General features: G+C 68.1%; 18 protein-coding genes. 7 read left to right on the top strand and 11 right to left on the bottom strand.

All coding sequences use genetic code 11. The annotated features are described in order from the left end of the window. Positions 1 to 6: 6 nt before the first annotated feature. From B5Y19_RS05190 to B5Y19_RS05150, 9 genes are all read right to left on the bottom strand, one after another. On the bottom strand, positions 7 to 684 hold the full coding sequence (locus tag B5Y19_RS05190) for an RraA family protein (RefSeq protein ID WP_055728641.1): 678 nt from the start codon (positions 682 to 684) through the stop codon (positions 7 to 9). A gap of 9 nt (positions 685 to 693) precedes the next feature. Further along, a complete protein-coding gene (locus B5Y19_RS05185; RefSeq protein WP_055728640.1) occupies positions 694 to 1482 on the bottom strand; it encodes an ABC transporter permease in 789 nt (262 codons plus the stop codon). Next, positions 1479 to 2321, bottom strand: a complete 843-nt coding sequence (locus B5Y19_RS05180; RefSeq protein ID WP_055728639.1) for an ABC transporter permease — start codon at positions 2319 to 2321, stop codon at positions 1479 to 1481. Before B5Y19_RS05180 ends, B5Y19_RS05185 begins: the two co-directional genes overlap by 4 nt. Continuing rightward, positions 2318 to 3367 (bottom strand): ABC transporter ATP-binding protein, encoded by a 1050-nt coding sequence (locus B5Y19_RS05175; protein WP_079591172.1) that lies wholly within the window; start codon positions 3365 to 3367, stop codon positions 2318 to 2320. Before B5Y19_RS05175 ends, B5Y19_RS05180 begins: the two co-directional genes overlap by 4 nt. Positions 3368 to 3377: 10 nt before the next feature. After that, positions 3378 to 4433 carry an extracellular solute-binding protein gene (locus B5Y19_RS05170; protein WP_055728637.1) on the bottom strand — a complete coding sequence of 352 codons (1056 nt, stop codon included), beginning with the start codon at positions 4431 to 4433 and terminating at the stop codon, positions 3378 to 3380. A gap of 66 nt (positions 4434 to 4499) precedes the next feature. Continuing rightward, entirely contained in the window at positions 4500 to 5324 is an 825-nt protein-coding gene (locus tag B5Y19_RS05165; protein WP_055728636.1) for a creatininase family protein, read from the bottom strand. Between the two features lie 29 nt (positions 5325 to 5353). After that, on the bottom strand, positions 5354 to 6172 hold the full coding sequence (locus tag B5Y19_RS05160) for an ABC transporter permease (RefSeq protein ID WP_055728635.1): 819 nt from the start codon (positions 6170 to 6172) through the stop codon (positions 5354 to 5356). After that, on the bottom strand, positions 6169 to 7125 hold the full coding sequence (locus B5Y19_RS05155) for an ABC transporter permease (protein WP_055728634.1): 957 nt from the start codon (positions 7123 to 7125) through the stop codon (positions 6169 to 6171). Before B5Y19_RS05155 ends, B5Y19_RS05160 begins: the two co-directional genes overlap by 4 nt. Further along, entirely contained in the window at positions 7122 to 8654 is a 1533-nt protein-coding gene (locus B5Y19_RS05150) for an ABC transporter substrate-binding protein (protein ID WP_055728633.1), read from the bottom strand. Before B5Y19_RS05150 ends, B5Y19_RS05155 begins: the two co-directional genes overlap by 4 nt. Before the next feature lie 310 nt (positions 8655 to 8964). Here B5Y19_RS05150 and B5Y19_RS05145 point away from each other — a divergent pair, with 310 nt between their 5' ends. Then, on the top strand, positions 8965 to 9633 hold the full coding sequence (locus B5Y19_RS05145) for a GntR family transcriptional regulator (protein ID WP_079591171.1): 669 nt from the start codon (positions 8965 to 8967) through the stop codon (positions 9631 to 9633). Positions 9634 to 9683: 50 nt separating this feature from the next. Here B5Y19_RS05145 and B5Y19_RS05140 read toward each other — a convergent pair whose 3' ends face one another. Both B5Y19_RS05140 and B5Y19_RS25600 read right to left on the bottom strand, forming a co-directional pair. Beyond that, complete coding sequence (locus B5Y19_RS05140) at positions 9684 to 10883, bottom strand: mandelate racemase/muconate lactonizing enzyme family protein (RefSeq protein ID WP_176168550.1); 1200 nt, start codon at positions 10881 to 10883, stop codon at positions 9684 to 9686. Further along, on the bottom strand, positions 10880 to 11638 hold the full coding sequence (locus B5Y19_RS25600; protein WP_139384266.1) for a GntR family transcriptional regulator: 759 nt from the start codon (positions 11636 to 11638) through the stop codon (positions 10880 to 10882). Before B5Y19_RS25600 ends, B5Y19_RS05140 begins: the two co-directional genes overlap by 4 nt. Positions 11639 to 11794: 156 nt before the next feature. Here B5Y19_RS25600 and B5Y19_RS05130 point away from each other — a divergent pair, with 156 nt between their 5' ends. The 6 genes from B5Y19_RS05130 to B5Y19_RS05105 all read left to right on the top strand — a co-directional run bounded on the left by B5Y19_RS05130 (position 11795) and on the right by B5Y19_RS05105 (position 19027). Next, positions 11795 to 12748, top strand: a complete 954-nt coding sequence (locus B5Y19_RS05130) for a succinylglutamate desuccinylase/aspartoacylase family protein (RefSeq protein WP_244555486.1) — start codon at positions 11795 to 11797, stop codon at positions 12746 to 12748. 40 nt (positions 12749 to 12788) lie between these two features. Next, entirely contained in the window at positions 12789 to 14327 is a 1539-nt protein-coding gene (locus tag B5Y19_RS05125; protein WP_079591169.1) for an ABC transporter substrate-binding protein, read from the top strand. A gap of 212 nt (positions 14328 to 14539) precedes the next feature. Further along, on the top strand, positions 14540 to 15484 hold the full coding sequence (locus tag B5Y19_RS05120) for an ABC transporter permease (protein ID WP_055728629.1): 945 nt from the start codon (positions 14540 to 14542) through the stop codon (positions 15482 to 15484). Further along, complete coding sequence (locus B5Y19_RS05115) at positions 15484 to 16332, top strand: ABC transporter permease (RefSeq protein ID WP_055728628.1); 849 nt, start codon at positions 15484 to 15486, stop codon at positions 16330 to 16332. The genes B5Y19_RS05120 and B5Y19_RS05115 overlap by 1 nt, the downstream gene beginning before the upstream one ends. Before the next feature lie 17 nt (positions 16333 to 16349). Further along, positions 16350 to 17837 (top strand): M81 family metallopeptidase, encoded by a 1488-nt coding sequence (locus tag B5Y19_RS05110; protein ID WP_055728627.1) that lies wholly within the window; start codon positions 16350 to 16352, stop codon positions 17835 to 17837. A gap of 11 nt (positions 17838 to 17848) precedes the next feature. Continuing rightward, complete coding sequence (locus B5Y19_RS05105; protein WP_244555485.1) at positions 17849 to 19027, top strand: mandelate racemase/muconate lactonizing enzyme family protein; 1179 nt, start codon at positions 17849 to 17851, stop codon at positions 19025 to 19027. Positions 19028 to 19063: the final 36 nt, after the last annotated feature.

Raw genomic sequence — 19063 nt, 5'->3', positions numbered from 1 at the left:
GGAACATCAGCCCTTCTGCGCCAGCGCGTCGAGCACCATCTTGGTCGCGCCCGAGATGTCCCCCAGCTTTTCGCCGGCCTTCACCCGCGCCTGGTTGCGCTCGCCACGCTCCTGGCGGGCGATGGCCGCGTCCGCAATCGCCTCGGCCTCGGCCCGCGGCAGCACCAGCACGCCGGATTCGTCGGCCAGGATGACGTCGCCCGCCTTGACCGGGACATTACCGCAGGAGATCGGCAGGTTGAGCGTGCCGCCGAGATTGTAGAGTCGCGTGGTGATCGGGGACATGCCGCGGCACCACATCGGGAAGTCGGAATCCTCGATCTCGGCGAGGTCCGTGCAGGGTCCGTCGACGATGCCGCCGACAGCGCCGGCAGCCTTGGCCGCGACGGTAACGCCGCCGCCCCAGCAGGCGTGCTTGTCGTCGCCGAGCCGGTCGACGACGAGGATGTCGCCGGGGCGCAGCAGGCCGAGCGTGTGATGCAGCAGCGTCGAGTCCTGGCCCGGGATCGCCAGCGTCACGGCGGCCGCCGCGATGCGCTTGCCGCGCAGCAGCGGCTGGATGCCGCGATCCATGAAGCCCCAATGCTGCGAATGGCCGATCGTCGCCGTCTCGACCTTCTGCAGCTTTTCGACCAGCGCCGCCGGCAGCTGCTCCGGCATGGCTTCGATGCGGTAATCGGGCATGGCTTCCTCCTATTTTCCGACGGCGCGGGCGACGCCGACCAGGCGTTCGACCACGAGGACGACGACGAGCGTCGCGACGATGAGCACGACGGACAATGCAGCGATGAGCGGATCGGTGCGCCCCTCGACATAGCGAACCATCTCGACCGGCAGCGTCGAGGCGCGCGGGCCGGCGATGAAGAGCGAGATCACCGTCTCGTCGAAGGAGAGCAGGAAGGACAGGCAGGCGCAGGCGATCAGCCCCGGCGTCGCCAGCGGCAGCGTGACCCGGCGTACGACGCGCCATGGCGAGGCGCCGAGCGTCGCGGCCGCGGCCTCGATGTCATCGGGCAGGTTCGCGAGCGCCGTCGTCATCATCCGGATCACGAAGGGTACGGTCACCGTCATGTGGCCCAGTACAAGGCCGGGCAGCGTCGCGGTCAGCTTCAGCGGCGAGAAGAACAGCAGCAGCGCCAGGCCCGTGATCAGCGTCGGCAGCAGCAGCGGCGCCAGGAAGAAGCCGCTCAGCGCCTCCTTGCCGGCGAAGCGGCCCTTCGCCAAAGCCAGCGCCGCCGGCACGCCGATGGCGAGCGAGAGCAGCGTCACCACCGCCGCGATCCGCACGCTGAGCCAGAGCGCGGTCAGCAGCGGGCCGTTGCTCGCGAGCTGGTTGAACCAGCGCAGCGAATAGCCCGAAGGCGGGAACAGGATGAAGTTGTCCGCCGAGAAGGCCAGCATCACCACGACGACGATCGGCGCCAGGATCAGCGCATAGACCAGCGCGGCAAAGCCGGAGAGGACGCGCCCTGCCCCGGTCATCGCTGCAGCCTCCGGGCGAGCAGGTTCGACAGTGCGAGCAGCGCCAGCAACAGGAGGAGCGTATAGATCGCCAGCACGGACGCGACCGGCCAGTTGGTGTTGGTGGTGGCCTGCTCGAAGATCTCCGTCGCCAGCACGAAGACGCGCCCGCCGCCGAGCAGCTTGGGTGTGATGTAGGCCGACATCGACAGCACGAAGCCGAGCCCCGCGGCGAGCGCGATGGCCGGCAGGCTGAGCGGCAGGGTGACCCGCCAGAAGGTCCGCCAGGGCGAGGCGCCGAGCGAGCGGGCCGCCTCCTCGAGCGTGCGGTCGAGCCGGCCGAAGCCGGCGAGCAGCGCCAGGATCATATAGGGCATGATGCTCTCGGCCAGGCCGATGGTGACGCCGGTCCAGTTGAAGACGAGCCTCAGCGGCGCCGTGATCAGCCCGAGGGACTGGAGAGTCGTGTTCACCAGTCCGCGATCGCCGAGGATGGCGAGCCAGCCGAAGACGCGCACCACGCCGGACACCAGCATCGGCATGATCGCGACGACCGCGAGCAGGCCGCGAAAGCGGGAATCGGTGCGGAACAGGAAGAGCGAGACCGGATAGGCCATGCACAGCGCGATCAGCGTCGCCATGCTCGAAAGCCAGAGCGAGTTCAGCGTCAGCTCGATGGTGAAGCTGTCATGCAGCGTCGCGCGCCAGGTCTCCAGCGACCAGGCCTCGACCATCGCGCCGGTCGGGCCGACCTCGTTGAAGGCGTTGCGGAACAGCCCCAGCGACGGCCAGACATAGACGACGAACAGGAACAGCGTCGCCGGAACGAGCAGCAGCGGCAGGCGGCGCGAAGCGGTCATGGCGCCTCGCGCGCGAAGACGCGGCTCTCGGCCCGCGGCCAGACGACCGCGACCTCGCCGCCCTCGGTCGGGGCCGCCATGCCGGAGGGCATCTCGACGGTGAGCTGCCCGCCGGCCCCCTCGACCAGCACCTCGACATGGTCGCCGACGAAGACGCTGCGCAGCACTCGCCCGGTCAGCCGCGCCATCCCGTCGCCGGTCGGCTCGGACGCCGGCACGATCCGCATGCGCTGCGGCCGGACGAAGAGATCGGCATTCGCCGCGGCTTCCACCGGCACGGCCTGCCCCCAGACGGCAGCGCGGCCCTGGGCATCGCGTTGGATCGGCAGCACGTTGGCCCGCCCGACGAACTCGGCGACGAAGCGCGTCGCCGGCCGCTCATAGATGTCCTCGGCGCTGCCGATCTGGGCGATGCGTCCGCGATGCATCACCGCGATGCGGTCGCACATCGTCAGCGCCTCGACCTGGTCATGCGTGACGAGCAGCGTGGTGATGCCGAGCGACCGCTGGATCGAGCGGATCTCGTGGCGCATCGCGTCGCGCAGCTTGGCGTCGAGATTGGACAGGGATTCGTCGAGCAGCAGCACGGAGGGCTGGATCACCAGCGCCCGCGCCAGCGCGACGCGCTGCTGCTGGCCGCCCGACAATTCCTTCGGGCGGCGCTGCTCCATGCCGGCGAGTCGGACCAGCGCCAGCGCCTCTTCGACCCGCTTGGCGATCTCGGCACGGCCGACGCCGCGTTCCTCCAGCCCGAAAGCGATGTTGCGCGCCACCGAGAGATGCGGAAACAGCGCATAGGACTGGAAGACGTAGCCCATATTGCGCTTGTGCGCCGGCAGCTGCGTGATCTCGCTGCCGTCGAGCGTCATTGTGCCGCGGTTCGGTTCGATCAGCCCGGCGAGCATGCGCAAGGTCGTCGTCTTGCCGCAGCCGGAGGGGCCGAGCAGCGCGACGGATTCGCCCTGCTCCACCGCCAGCGAGACGTCGTCGACCGCGACGGAGTTGCCGTAGCGCTTCTGCAGCCCGCTCAGTTCCAGATAGCTCATCGCCAGCCGCTCAGCGTCCCGCCGCGATGACCTCGCGCCGCCAGCGGTTGTTCCACTGGTCGCGCATCTTGAGGATCTCGTTCCAGTCGACCGGGATCATGCGGGCGCGGTTCTCCGGCGAGGCCGCGGTGCGCGCCAGCGCCTTGGCCTCGATCTCGGCCTTGCCATTGGTGGGCGCATAGAACATCCGCTCGGTGAAGGCCTTCTGCGCGCCTTGCGACAGCGCATGGGCGACGAAGGCCGCCGCCGCGGCGCGGTTCTTCGAGCCGGCGGTGAGGTTGATCGTGTTGATCTGGAAGACCGAACCTTCCGGCGGCAGCAGCGCGTTGATCTTGCCGCCGGTCTGGTCGGAATAGAGCTGCGCCCGCGCGTTCCAGCCGGTCGCGACCTTGGCGACGCCGTTGAGGATCAGCGAATAGCCGTCCGGATTGGGATCGAAGGTGGTCACGCCCGGCGCCAGCTCCTTGAGCTTCTTCATCGCTGCGTCGATCGACTTGCGATAGTCGCCGCCCTCCATCTTCTCGGTCATCGCCGTCAGCGCCAGGCCCTGGATGTTCGGCGGGGCGGCGAGCGCGATCCCACCCTTGAGGTCCGGCCGCCAGAGATCGGCCAGCTTGGCGAGCTGGGGCTTGAGCGACGAGTCCTGGACGATGACGAGATGGTCGAAGGTCACGGCCGGGCCGAACTCGCCGCCGGCGGCGCGCGCCTCCGGCAGGAGCTCGTTCAGGACCGGAAACTCGGCCGGCATCAGCTTCTCGAACAGCCCCTCCGCATTGCCGATGCTCGAGGTGGTGACGTCCATGATCACCACATCGGTCTGCGGGTCGGCCTTCTGCGCCCGAACGCTGCCGACCATCTGGGCCGAGGAGCCGCCGGGCACGAAGTTCACCTTCACGCCCGGATGCGCCTGCTGGAACGGCTCGATCACCGCCTTCGTATAGTTGTCCTGGAAGATGCCGGCATAGGACATCAGCGTGATCTGGCCGGACAGGGTCTGCGCCCTGAGCACGGCGGGCATCGCGATCGTGGCGAGACCGGTCTGTACGACGAGACGGCGGGTGAGCATCGAAACCTCCTGCTGTGGCGCCGCCCCTCGAGGCGGCAAGCTCCCAAGGCGATGAAGCGGCCGGCCTCAGGCCGGGATCTTGGCCGCGAAATGGGCGACGAAGCGGGCGACGATGTCGCTCAGCTTGTCCGCCACCTTGGCCCCCGTCTCGGGCGAGCAGAGCGTCGGATCGCCCTTGCCGACGCCCGCATGATAGACCTCGTCATATTCATGCGGCACCCCGACCTCGGCGCCCTCGAAGCTCGCCGTGCCGAGTCCGGTGAAGGGCAGGTCGAGGACGGGATCGCGCTTCAGCGGCTTGCCGGCCGGGATGAAATCGGGCCGCATCAGCTCGGGGAAGAGATGCATGCCGAGGCTGGTCAGCGGGTCGGCGCCATGGCCAGAGACCTTGGCCGACATCTCCGCCCCGACGAGCCCGGGCAGCAGCCCGTAGGCGATCCGCCAAAGATAGAGGCTCGGCAGGACGATGCCCTCGCGCTGGTAGATCTCGCGCGCTACCTCCGCGATCGGCCCGACATTACCGCCATGCCCGTTGATGACGATGAGCCGGGTCAGCCCGTTGCGATGCAGGGAATCGACCATCTCGGCGATCACCGCCGTCAGCGTCCCCTGCGAGATCGCGATGCCGCCGATCATCGGGCCGAACCAGTCGGCGCCGCCATAGGGCAGCACGGGCGCGACCAGCGTGCGCACCCCGGCCTTGCTCGCCTGCAGCGCGGCGAGCTCGGCGATCTTCTCGGCGAGCAGATAGTCGCCCATCGGGGCGTGCGGGCCCTGGTCCTCATGGCTGCCCATCGGCAGCAGGATGACCGGGTTTGATTTGAGCAGCTCGCGCGCCTCGCCGCCGGTGATGGTGCCCATATGGACGAGGGGTTCGGTCTTGGCGGCCATGGCAGGGTCCTTCCTTGTTCGGTTCGTCTTCAGCGCTCGCCCGTGCGCGGGTCGAGGATGTCGCGCAGGGCATCGCAGAGCAGGTTCATCGCGAGGATGGTCAGGGTCAGCACGGCGCAGGGCCAGAGCAGCAGGAGCGGGGCCTGCTCCATGGTCGAGCGCGCGCCACGGATCATCAGCCCCCAGGAGGGCGCCGGCGGCACCACGCCCAACCCCAGGAAGGACAGACCGCTCTCGATCACCACCGCCGCCGCGACCGCGAGCGAGAACTGCACGAGCAGCGGCCCGGCGATATTGGGCAGCACGGTCCGGAACAGCAGATGCGCCGGCCTGGCACCGAGCGCCCGCGTCGCCTCGACATAGTCGCGGCCCTTGACGGCCAGCACCTCGGCATAGGTCACCCGCGCGAAGCCCGGCAAATAAAGCACCGACAGCACCAGGATCAGCGTCGCAGCGCCGGGGCCGAGCAGAGTCACCACCAGCAGCGCGAGCAGGATCGGCGGGAAGCACATGATGATCTCGACGCTGCGCACGGTGAGGAACGCGCCCCAGCTCCGCGCCCAGCCGCCGATCAGCCCGAGTGTGATACCGACCAGTCCCGCCGCCAGCGCCGAGGCGAAGGCAACGGAGAGGCTGGTACGCGCGCCCCAGACCAGCCGCGAGAGCACGTCGCGCCCGAACTCGTCCCGCCCCAGCCAGGAGCCGGTCGTCGGGCCTGCGAGCCGGTTCGCGACATCCTGCCGGATCGGGTCGGGCAGCGGCAGCAGCGGGGCCGCGAGCGCGATCAGCAGGATCAGCACGACACAGGCGCCCGGCAGCGCCAGTTTTCCGAAACCGCGCCGCCTCATGCCGCCTGGACCCGCGGGTCGATCGCCGCATGCAGCATCTCGACGAGGAGGTTGATCAGCAGGAAGAGCACCGAGATCGTCAGGATGATGCCGACTACCATCGGATAGTCGCGCCCCTCGACGGCGCGCAGGAGCGGTGTCGACAGGCCCGGCCAGTTGAAGACGTATTCGACCAGGACCGTGCCGCCGAGCAGCGTGCCCATCTGCAGGCCGAGCACGGTGACGACCGGGTTCAGCGCGTTGCGCAGCACATGCACGACGAGCACGCGCCGCGGCGAGAGCCCCTTGGCCCGCGCGGTGCGGACATAGTCATGGGCGAGCGCGTCGAGCGTCGCCGCCCGCGTCATCCGGAAGAGCACGGCCGAGAGTCCCTTGGCGATCGCGACCGCCGGCAACGTCAGGAGCTTGAGATGCTGCCCCGGGTCCTGCGCGAAGGGGGCATAGCCACCGGCCGGCATCAGCCGGAGCGTCTGCGCCAGCAGCAGCACGAGCAGCGTGCCGATAACGAAGACCGGCACGGCCAAAAGCAGCGCCGTGATCCAGGACGCGGCACGGTCGAAGGCACCGCCGCGATGGACCGCGGCATAGACCCCGGAAGGCACCCCGACGACGAGGGCGATCAGCGTTCCGGCCAGGATGAGCTCGAGCGTGCGCGGCAGCCTGAGCCCGATCTCCTGGATCACCGGATAGTCGTCGACCAGCGAATTGCCGAGATCACCGCGCGTCAGCCCGAGCAGGAACTGGCCGTACTGGGCCAGCAGCGGCCGGTCGAGACCGAGCTTCTCGCGAAGCTCGGCGACGGAAGCCGGGTCGGGCACGACGCCGGCCGTCGATAGCAGCAGTTCGGCCGGGTCGCCCGGCACCATGTGCAGCGCCAGGAAGACGATCGTCGCCACGACCCAGGCCATCAGTAGCGTCAGCAGGATGCGACGCGTCAGCCAGGCCGCACTCATCCGAAAGAGGTCTCCTCGAGCATGTTGCCGGAGGAGTTCGTGAGCGCGCCCGGCAGGTTCGTGAAGCCTTGCACGCTCTTGTCCATGCCGTAGCCCTGCTGGCGCCAGGCGAGGCCGACGAGCGGCACCTCCTCCAGCGCGGCGCGCTGCATCTCCTTGTAGATCTCGACGCGCTTGGCCTGGTCGAACTCGGCCCGCCCCTTGGCCAGCGCCGCGATGGTGCGGGGCGCATCGACCTTGAACGAGCGGCCATGCGAGGGCGACAGCGTCGTGTCGAGCACCACGGTCAGCCCATCCGGGTCGTTGTTGTCGGAGGAGACGCCGTGGATGGCGATGTCGTACTGCCCGCGCGAGCCGCGGCTCACCCGCGTCGACCAGTCCGGCAGCTGCAGCTCGGCCTGGATGCCGATGGCGGCGAGGTATTGCTGGACGATCTCGGCGGTGTCCTTGTGCATGCCGAACTGCGCCGTGGCGAGCAGCGTCGTCTGGAAGCCGTTGGCGAAGCCGGCCTCCGCAAGCAGCGCCTTGGCCCGGGCCGGATCATAGTTCCAGCCATGCGCCAGCTCCTTGTCGTACCAGGGCGTACCCTCGACGATGGGCAGGCCCTCGAGCGGCTTGCCGCGCCCGAAGAAGGCGACCTTGACAATGTCCTCGCGCTTCACCGCATGGGCGACGGCCCGGCGTACGCGCGGGTCGTTGAAGGGCGGCTTCGTGCCGTTGAACAGCACGTCCATGAACGGCCCTTCCTGGGTGTCGAGCTTGAGCCGCGGATCGGCCTCCACCGCCGCCATCGACTGCCAGGGAACGTATTCGATCATGTCGACATCGCCGGACATCAGCGCGGCGTTGCGCAGGTTCTCGTCGGCATAGACGATGAACTTGATGCCTTTGAGCTTCGGGATGCCCGGCTTGTAGAACTTGTCGAAGGCGGCGAGCTCCAGCGAGGTGCCGCGTTCCTGGCCGACGAGGCGGAAGGGGCCGGCGCCGATCGGCTCGTTCGGGCTCGATTTCCGCCAGATGATGAAGGTGTTGTAGTTGCCGAACCAGCTCGGCAACGTCGCCTGCGGCCCCTTGGTGACGAGGCGGACCGTCTGCGGGTCGGGGATCTCGACCCGCTCGATCAGCTGGAACTGCGCCCGCATATAGGCGGTCGACTTCTCTCCGGCGATCTGCTCGATCGACCACTTCACGTCATCGGCGGTGACCGGCTCGCCGTTATGGAAGACGCAGCCCTTGCGCAGCTTGAAGACCCAGGCGCCATCGGCATCGCGCGACCAGGATTCGGCGAGTTCGCCGCGCAGCTCTCCCTTGGGGTCGTAGGAGACGAGGCTGCGGTTGGTCAGCATCTTCACCGTGCCGGCGGACGCGCCGGTCGAGACCCAGGGCTGCAAATTGGGCGGGAAGGCGGACAGCCCGTAGCGCAGGATGCCGGCGGAGCGCTGAGCCCGTGCGGGGCCGATCAGCAGGGGCGAGCTCAGGAGCGGAGCGGCTAGGCCGGCACCAAGGACGGAACGACGAGAAATGGTCATCGGCTGATCCTCTGCTGCTGAGTCCTGGCCCCTGGCGCCTATCCCCGCTCGCTCCGGGCGATCGGGGGACAGTGCGGGACGGAAGGGGCGCAAGCAATGACCGCGCCAGCCATCCGGAGGTGCCCCGGGCGTCGGCCCGGTACCCGGTGTGGCGGCGTCGAAAGAGGCAGCACGGTCATGTGGTTCCCCGGCGAGGCTTCGGCGCAGGGCGCGCACGGCATCGCTCTTGATGCATCGTGTATACGTGGCGGATTTTTTGCTGTCTACTCTCATCCTGCCCTATAGGAGACCGGTGGGGGCGAGGCTGTCCATGACCGTGTTAGAACAAGACGAAACGGCGGCCTCGCGCGGCAAGCCGACCCGCGAGCGGGTCTATCTCTATGTGCGCGAGCAGATCCTGCGCGGCCGCTTTCCGGGCGGCTCCTTCATCGAGGAGGAGGAGATCTCCTCGGCGCTCGGCGTCTCGCGGACGCCGGTGCGCGAGGCCTTCCACCGGCTCGAGGCCGAGCGCTTCATCGATCTTCTGCCGCGCCGTGGCGCCCTTGTCCGGCAGGTCACCGCCCAGGAGCTGCTCGATCTCTACGAGGCGCGGCGCATGATCGAGGGTCATGCGATCAGCCGCATCTGCAGGGAGGAGATTCCGCTGCCGGCCGAGATGCACGCCGTCCTCGACGAGCTCGAGCATCTGCCGCAGGGCGATTACTTCAACCGGGTCGAGCTGAATCGCCGGTTCCATTTCGTCATGGTCGCCGCGGTCGGCAATGTCGTGCTGTCGGAGCTCTACCAGTCGCTGGGCGCCCGCCAGCAGCGCGTGGCGATGACTGCGATCAACACCGACCCGACCCGGATCGTGCGGATCAGCCGGGAGCACCACGCCCTGATCGCGGCGCTCGCCGCATGGGACGAGGAGAAGGCGCTCGCCATCCTGGAGCAGCATCTGCGCCCGATCGTCGGCGTGGTCTCGCGCCTGCCGGATTAGCGCCGGCGCAGCTTGCTCTTCTTTCGGCCGCCCGGCTCGGGGAAAACCGATCAGCGGAACAGGGCGTCGGGGTCCGGCGTGTAGCGCGCCACCTTGTCCCGATCCAGCCGCAGGCCGAGCCCCGGCCGGTCGGGGATCGTCAACCAGCCCTCGCCATCCAGATCGAAAGGCTCCGCCAGGATGCCGTCGACATAGGGGCTGCCGCCGATGAACTCGACGAGATCGGCATCCGGGAAGGCCGAGGCCATCTGAAGGTCCGCAGCCAACCCGAGCGCGGTGTTCCAGCCATGGCCGACATAGCGGATGCCGAGATCATAGGCCATCCAGGCGATCCGGCGCTGCTCCGAGATGCCGCCGACCTTGGTCACGTCGGGCTGCACGATGTCGACAGCGCCGGTGGTCAGCCAGGGAATGAAGCTCTGGCGCCGGGTCAGAACCTCGCAGCCGGCGATCGGCACGGGCGAGGAGCGGCGCAGCTCGCGATAGTCGTCGATCGCGTCGGGACGCACCGGCTCCTCGAACCAGCCGACCTCGTAATCGGCCAGCATCTCGGCGGTGCGCTTGGCCCATTTCAGTCCGTGCGGCCAGAGCGCGTCGCTGGCACCGGCATCGACGAAAAGCTTCGCGCGCTCGCCCGCGGCTTCGCGTGCGGCGCGCACGATCGCTTCGTCGAGCTTCACATCGAGCGCCCGACCGAACGGCCCCCAGCCGATCTTGAAGGCGCTGAAGCCCTTGTCGCGATAGCTCGCGACCACATCCCGCATCGCGTCGGGCTCCTCCATCAGGAGCGAACAATAGGGCTGCACGCGCTCGCGATAGCGGCCACCGAGCAGCCGCCCGACGCTGAGTCCCGTCGCCTGGCCGAGAATGTCCCAGAGCGCGATGTCGATGCCGCTGATCACATGGGTCAGCGTGCCGCCGCGCCCCATCCAGAAGGTGTTCTGGTGCAGCTTCTCGCTGACGAAATCGGGCGAGAGCGCGTCGGCCCCGAGGAAGAGCGGCTCCAGCACCTTCAGGCCCGCCTGGACGAGCCGCCCGTCGGTGAAGACGCTGCCATGGCCGATCAGGCCCTGGTCGGTGTGCACCGCGATCAGCGCGTGGATCGAATCCTCCGGCCGGATCTCGGCGGACCAGCCGCCCTTCGGGCTTTCGCCGAAAAGCGGCGCGGCCTCGATGCGCGTGATCCGGAAGGGCGGGAGGCCGGCGCGCCAGCTGCCGGCGAACGTCTGCTGGATGGCCTGCTCGGTCACGATGCGTCCCTTTCCTGGCGGCGTTGGGCGACGATGGCCTCGTAGTCCATCGCGTGGTTCATGACGGTGATGTGCTCGTCGAGCGTGCGCGCGATCACGGCGATGTCGCCGGCCTCGAAGGCCGCGAGCAAGTCGACATGCTCCTCGACGACGCCGGCCATCGGCTTGCCGAAGGTGGCGAGGCCGAAGATGATCGTGCATTGCGGCGCCAGCGTCTCCCACAGGTCGAAGGTGACGCTGTTGCCGCCGAGCCTGCAGAGCGCGCGGTGGAAATTGGTGTCGGCGACCGCGACGCCATAGGCGCTGCCGCGCGCCGCCATCAGCTCCATCTCGGCAACGGCGCCGCGCAATTCGTCGAGATGGCGGCCGCGATTGCGCCCGGCAGCGACGGCGCGCGCGGTCGCGCTGGCCTCGAGCGCGATGCGGGCCTCGATCAGGTCGGCGATCCGCTCGTTCGTGACGGGGCGCAGCCTGATCCCCTTATAGGGCTCGCTGACGACGACGCCCTGGCTCTCGAGCAGGCGCAGCGCCTCGCGCACCGGCACACGGCTGACTCCGAGCTTGCGGGCGAGATCGACCTCGACGATCCGGTCTCCCGGCAGAATCAGCCCGGCGGCGGCGCCGGCGATGATCGCCTCGATCGCGCGATCGACGAGGGTCTGCGGCTGCAAGGGCTGCCAGTCGGGACCCGAGCCTTTCGCCCGCTCCTGCGTTGCCGTCTCGGCTGCGTGCACCTGCTCGCCCATATCCGTCATCCGGCTCTCTGCCCTTCGCTTGACAGATCGTATGATCGTATACAATCATACGAAACGCAAGAGCGAGAGGGGATCGCCATGGCGTCGGAAAGTCGGGTTCGGTGCGAGATCGACTTTGAAGCTTCGGGTCGGCAGGCAGGCTATCTGCGGGCGCCCTTGTCTCGCAACACGTCCGGCTGGGGCGTCGTCGAGATCCCGGTCGTCAGCGTGAAAAACGGCTCAGGGCCGACGATACTCTTCACCGGCGGCGTCCATGGCGACGAGTACGAGGGCCAGATCGCGGTCTCGCGCCTCTCCCGCGGCCTCGACCCGGCAAAGGTGCAGGGGCGGGTGATCATGATCCCGGCGCTCAACATCCCGGCCGTCATGAACGACACGCGGCTCTCGCCGGTCGACAACCGCGACATGAATCGCTGCTTTCCCGGCAATCCCAGGGGCACCTTTTCGGAAATGCTCGCGCATTTCGTCGATGCGGTGCTGCTGCCGCTGGTCGATGTCTCCGTCGATCTCCACACCGCCGGACATTCCGGCGACTCGGCGCTCTCGACCAACATGCACTACGTCGCAGACGCCAAGCTGCGCGAACGCACCATGGCGGCGGCAGCCGCCTTCGGCGCGCCCTACAACGTCGTCTTCTGGGGCGTCGACGAAGGCGCGACGCTGACCTCCTCGGTCGAGCGGCGCGGCATCCTCTCGCTCGGCACCGAGCTCGGCGGCTGGGGACGGGTCAATGTCGAAGGCGTGCGCATTGCAGACCGGGCGCTGACCAACATCCTCAGGCATTTCGGCCTGATGGAAGGTCAGCCCGATACGAGCCAGCGCGACGGCTCGCCCGGCACCCGCCACATGATGGTGCGCGACGCCGCCGGCTATTCCTTCGCACCGGCCGGCGGCCTGTTCGAGCCGCGCAACGTCGTCGGCGATCTCTGCCGTGCCGGCGACCTCGCCGGCTATCTGCACTTCGTCGAGGATATCGACCGCGCGCCGCTGGACGTGCGCTACCGCCGCGACGGCGTGCTGTGGATGTCGGCCGGGCCCGGCCGCGTGCAACGCGGCGACGCCGTCGCCGTGCTGATGGAGGATTACGACGCGCTACGCGCCGCAGCCTGACCGTCTTCGTGCCTGACCATCATCCGGAGGGGAGAAGAACATGGCAAAGCACACCATCTTCGGCGCCGCCCTGGCGGTTGCCCTCATGCTGGGAGGTGCACCCGATGCGCTGGCCCAGCGCAAGGGCGGCGACATCGTCATCGGCATCAGCCAGGCGCCGCCTTCGCTCGACGCCCAGATCACCTCGGCCCAGGCCGCGCGCAACATCACGCTCCACATTTTCGAGACGCTCTACGCCCGCGACGAGAACGCGAAGCCCGTGCCCGAGCTTGCGGAGGGCGTCACGATCTCGCCGGACGGCAAGACCTATGTCTTCCCGATCCGCAAGGACGTGACCTTCCACAACGGCAAGAAGCTCGATGCCGACGACGTCGTCGCCTCGCTCGAACGCTATCGCAAGATCGGCGCTTCGCCCGCACTCGTCGCAGCCATCGACAAGGTCGCGGCGACCGGCCCGAGCGAGGTCACGGTCACGCTGAAGCAACCGCAATCGACCTTTCTCGAGAACCTCTCCTCGCCGCGCGCGCCGATCGCGATCTATCCGGCGAGCGAGGCGGCCAAGGAGGCCGGCAAGATCGAGGTCATCGGCACCGGCCCGTACAAATTCGTCGAGTACAAGCCCGACAGCCACGTCAAGCTCACGCGCTATGATGGCTATTCGCCCAATCCGAAGGGCACCGGCCGCGACGGCTTCGCCGGCAAGAAGGAAGCCTTCCTGGACACCGTGACCTTCCGCTTCATGCCGGAGGGCGGGGCCCGCACCGCGGCGCTCGAAGCCGGGCAGATCCAGTTCAACGAGACCGTCGACGGCCCGACCGCGAAGCGGCTCGGCAGCGACAACCGCTTCACCGTCCACAAGGTGGTGCCGTTCGGCCTGCAGGTGATCAAGTTCAACCAGGCGCAGCCGCCCGCCAACGACGTGAACTTCCGGCTCGCCGTCCAGGCTGCGCTGGACATGGAGGAGATCATGGCGATCTCCTATGCCGACATCTACCAGATGGATCCGAGCTGGCTCTATCCCGGCGCGGCCTTCCATTCGGCGGCCGGCAGCGACAAGTACAACAAGTCCGACCTGAAGCTCGCCAAGGAACTCCTCGCCAAATCCGCCTACAAGGGCGGCAAGGTCACCTTCATCACCGACAATCTGCGCCCCAATGTCGACACCGCGACGCTGGTGCAGCAGAAGCTGAAGGAGATCGGCATCGAGGTCGACATCGCCGTCTCCGACTGGCCGACCGTTTCCAAGATCGGCTTCACGCCGACCGGCTGGACCTTCTGGACGCATGGCTTCGGCATCGAGCCCTATGAAGGCCCGGGCTCGGTCATGGCCCCCTGGGTCAACGGCCTCTCGCAGCAGGCGAAGGACCCGGAGATCGACCGGATCGCCGCCGCCTTCAACGCCGAGATGGACGAAGCCAAGCGCAAGGCCCTCTTCGACGCCTTCCAGAAGCACATGTACGACGCGGGTGTCGCGATGAAGGCTGGCAATTACGGGGTCTTCCAGGCCTCCACGGCCAAGCTCAAGAACTTCAAGCCCTATCGCATCCCGCGCATGTGGGGCGTCTGGCTGGAGCCTTGAGTGGTCTTCTGGGCCACCTCATCCTGAGGAGGCCCGCAGGGCTGTCTCGAAGGATGCTCCAGATATCTCCGGAGCCTCCTGAAACATCCTTCGAGACGCCGCTACGCGGCTCCTCAGGATGAGGGCTCGCAGAAACGAACCCGGCCCGCGGAGCTGACCCTGCGAGCCGTCTTGGCGGCGGCGCCTTCACTTTTCACTCGACGAGGAGCGGCATGGGACATTTCCTGATCCGCCGGCTCGCGGGCGCCTTTCTCGTGCTCGTCCTGGTCTCGCTGATGTCCTTCGCGCTGATCTGGCTGGTGCCGGGCGATCCGGCAGCGGCCTTTCTCGACGCCTCTGCGACGCCCGAGCAGGTCGCCAAGCTGCGCAGCGCGCTAGGTCTCGATCTGTCGCTGCCGCAGCAGATGTTCGGCTGGTACGGGCGCATCCTCAGCGGCGATCTCGGCCAGTCGATCCTGCTCAACCGTTCGGTGACGGCAGCCCTGATCGAGCGCCTGCCGGTCACGCTTTCGCTGGCAGCGCTGGCACTCGCCTTCGCCGTATTCTTCGGTGTCGCCGCCGGCATTATCGCGGCCGTCAACCACAACCGCTGGCCCGATCAGGCGGTGATGACCACGGCTCTGCTCGGGCTCTCGGTCCCGGATTTCTGGCTCGGCCTCGTCATGGTGCTGGTCTTCGCCGTCTCGCTCGGCTGGCTGCCGAGCGGCGGCTTCACGCCCTTCCTCGAATCCCCGAGCCAATGGCTGCGCGGCATGGTCTTGCCGGCGCTGACGCTGGGACTGGTGCAGGTCGGCTTCATCGCCCGCATGGCGCGCGCCTCGATGCTCGACACGCTCAGCCAGGACTATGTCCGCACCGCCGATGCCAAGGGGCTGGCCAAGCTCCATGTCGTGCTGCGCCACGCGCTGCCGAACGCGATGATCCCGATCCTCACCGTGATCGGCATCGTCTCCGGCGCGCTGCTCGGCGGTGCCGTCATCGTCGAGCAGGTCTTCTCCATTCCGGGCGTCGGCCGCCTGATCGTCGGCGCCATCGCCTCGCGCGATTTCCCGGTTCTGCAGGGCGGTTTGCTCTTCCTTGCGGTCGTCTATCTCGCGATCAATCTCGTCGTCGACATCCTCTACGCCGTGGTCGATCCGCGGGTGAGGCTGGCCTGATGCAAGGTACGCCACTCGTCGGCCGCGCCCTCTGGGGGCGCCTGCTGCGCAACCGCTCCTTCGTGATCGGGGCGGCGCTGGTGCTGTTGATGGTCGTGGTCGCGCTCTCCGCCGACCTGCTCTCGCCCTTCGACCCGCTGCGCAGCAATGTCCGCGCCCGGCTCGCGGCGCCCAGCGCCGTGCACTGGTTCGGCACCGATCATTTCGGCCGCGACATCCTCTCGCGCGTGATGATAGGCGCCCGCATCTCGCTCGCCATCGGCGCCTTCACCGTGGTGCTGGCCGGCATCGCGGGCACGCTGAGCGGCGCGATCGCCGGCTTCTTCTATCATCTCGACCAGCCCATCATGCGGATCATGGACGCGCTGATGGCGTTCCCCTCGATCGTGCTCGCCATGGTCGTCTCGGCCGTGCTCGGCGCCTCGCTGACCAATGTCGTGATCGCGCTCGCCATCGCCACGACGCCGCATACGGCCCGCATCGTGCGCGCCTCGGTCCTGCTCGAAAAGGAACAGGAATACGTCTCCGCCGCCCGCTCGATCGGCGTCGGCGAAATGACGATCCTGTTCAAGCATGTGCTGCGCAACGCGGCCGGGCCGCTGATCGTGCGGCTGACCTATGTCTTCGCCATCGCGGTCTTGGCCGAGGCTGCGCTCTCCTTCGTCGGCGCCGGCCCGCCGCCGCCGGCCGCCTCCTTCGGCTCGATCATCGCGCAAGGCCGCGATTTCATGCGCGAGGCGCCGTGGATCACGGTGTTCCCGGGCCTCGCGATCATCGTCTGCGTGCTCGGCCTCAACCTTCTCGGCGACGGCCTGCGCGACGTGCTCGACCCCCGCCTGAAGTTCTGACCTGTAGGAGCCGCCCGATGAAGCGCATCCTGATCGCCGACTGCAAGCAGGAGATCTCCTCCTTCAATCCGCTGCCGTCGCATTACGAGAACTTCCTGATCCGCCATGGCGACGGTCTCTACGACCAGCGTGGCAAGAACCAGGAACTCGGCGGCGCGCTCGCCGTCTTCGAGGCGCGGCCCGATATCGAGATCGTGCCGACGATCTGCGCCCGCGCCGGCAGCGCCGGCCTGCTCTCGGCCGAAGGCTGGAAGAAGCTCTCCGAAGAAATCCTCGCCGCGATCTTCGCGAAACTCGACGGGATCGACGGCATCTATGTCTCGCTGCATGGCGCGATGGGCGCCGATGGCGAGCTCGACCCGGAAGGCTATCTGCTGGAGAAGCTGCGCGAGCACGCCGGGCCCGGCATTCCGATCGTCATCTCGCTCGATCTGCACGGCATCCTGACCGACCGGATGCTGCGGCAGGTCGATGGCTTCGCGATCTATCGGACCTACCCGCATGTCGATTTCGCCGATACCGGGCGGCGCGCAGCCGAGCTGCTGCTGAAGCTGATGGATGGCGGGGTCAGGCCCGTCGCGGCGCGGGTCGTCATCCCCGCGCTCGTGCGCGGCGACGAGCTCATCACCAAGACCGGCTGCTATGGCGAGTTGCTGGCGGAATGCCGCCGACTGGAGGAGGAAGGCCGGGCGCTCGCCGCCGGCATCATGATCGGCAACCCCTTCACCGACGTGCCGGAACTCTGCTCGCAGGTGCTGATCCTCACCGACGGCGACAAGGCGAGCGCCGAGCGCGAGGCCATCCGACTGGCTGAGGAGTTCTGGCCCTTGCGCTTCCGCATGCAGGGCAAGCTCGTCCCGCTCGACCGCGCCATCGCCCAGGCCCGCAGCATCGACGGTCCGGTGATCTTCACCGATGCCGCCGATGCGACCTCTTCCGGCGCGTCCGGCGACAGCAACGCGATCCTCGCCGCCTTGCGCGCGGCCGGCTACGGCAAGCGGGTGCTGGCCCAGATCGTCGATGCGCCGGCTGCCGCCGCCGCGCACAAGGCCGGCGTCGGCGCGACGATCGAGGTCACGCTCGGCGGCTCGATCGATCCCGCACGCTTCCCGCCGATGAAGGTGAAAGCTAAGGTCAAATTGCTCTCCGATGGCGAAGCCGCGCTGGAGACGATGAAGGCACCCTTGAGTGCCGGGCCGACCGCGGTGCTGACCTGGGACAATGTCACCGTTGTGGTGATGAGCCGCTCGGTCAGCCTGTTCGACCGCGCAATGTACTACGCCAACGGCCTCGACCCGACCGATTTCGACCTGATCGTGGTGAAGTCGCCCCACACCGAATTCCACATGTTCGACCAGTGGTGCGCGCGGAATTTCAACATCGACGCGCCAGGCGCCACCTCCGCAAACCTGAAGAGCCTCGGCCACACCATCTGCGCCCGGCCGATCTACCCGCTTGACGAAGGCGTCGATTTCGCGCCTCGCGCCACGATCTACGAGCTGTGAGGAGAAGACCCGTGCCCAGAATCGAGGCCGTCGATTTCTTCTATCTCGCCATGCCCGTCGTCACCGACGAGGCCGATGGCAGCCAGGATGCGCTGCTGGTCAGGGTCGCCGCCGGCGGCCATGTCGGCTGGGGCGAATGCGAGGCGGCACCACTCCCCTCCATCGCCGCCTTCATCTGCCCGATGTCGCATGGCGTCTGCCGCCCCGTGGCCGATTCCGTGCTCGGTCAGACGCTTGAAAGCCCTGAGGATATAGCCCGCATCGCCTCCGCGGTCGCCTATAACTCGATGGACCTGCTGCAGGCGCCGCACACCTTCTCCGGCGTCGAGATGGCGCTATGGGACATCCTCGGCAAGATGCGCTCCGAGCCGGTCTGGCGCCTGCTCGGCTACGACAAAAGCCATCCCAAGACGCCCTATGCCTCGGTCCTGTTCGGCGACACGCCGCAGGAGACCCTCGAACGCGCCCGCGATGCCCGCAGCCGCAGCTTCCGCGCGGCCAAATTCGGCTGGGGGCCGATCGGCCGCGGCAGCGTCGCGGCCGATGCCGAGCATTTCGTCGCTGCCCGCGAGGGGCTTGGACAGGACGGCATCCTGCTGGTCGATACCGGCCAGATCTTCATCGAGGATGTCGAGCGCGCCGCCGCCCGGCTGCCCGCCATGGAGAAGGCGAATGTGCTCTGGTTCGAGGAGCCCTTCCACGCCAGCGCGCTCGAAGCCTATGGCGCCCTCGCCGGGCGCAGCGCGAAAGTCCGCCTGGCCGGCGGCGAAGGCGCCCATAACGAGTCCATGGCCAAGCAGCTCATCGACTATGGCGGCATCGGCTATGTCCAGATCGACTGCGGCCGGATCGGCGGCATCGGCCCATCCAAGGCGGTAGCCGATTACGCGGTCGCCAAGGGCGTGACCTTCGTCAACCACACCTTCACCTCGCATCTGGCCCTGTCCGCCTCGCTGCAGCCCTATGCCGGCTTCGGCGATCATGAGATCTGCGAATATCCGGCCATGCCGAAACCGCTCGCCATCGCGATCGCCGCCAATCATCTGGAGCGCGACGCGCAGGGGCAGGTGGCGGCGCCGGAGGCGCCGGGCCTCGGCATCGCGGTCGCTCCGGCGGCGCTGCGGCCCTATCTCCAGCAGGTCGAGATCAGCGTCGGCGGCCGCCGGCTTTATGAGACCCCGCGCTTGTGAAGGCGGCCAGCCCGCCGCACCCGCCCGCTTGACAAG

Source organism: Allobosea thiooxidans (genome assembly GCF_900168195.1).
Classification (GTDB): domain Bacteria; phylum Pseudomonadota; class Alphaproteobacteria; order Rhizobiales; family Beijerinckiaceae; genus Allobosea; species Allobosea thiooxidans.
Note: the sequence above shows the minus strand (reverse complement) of the source record. Positions and strands in the feature narration are given on the sequence as shown.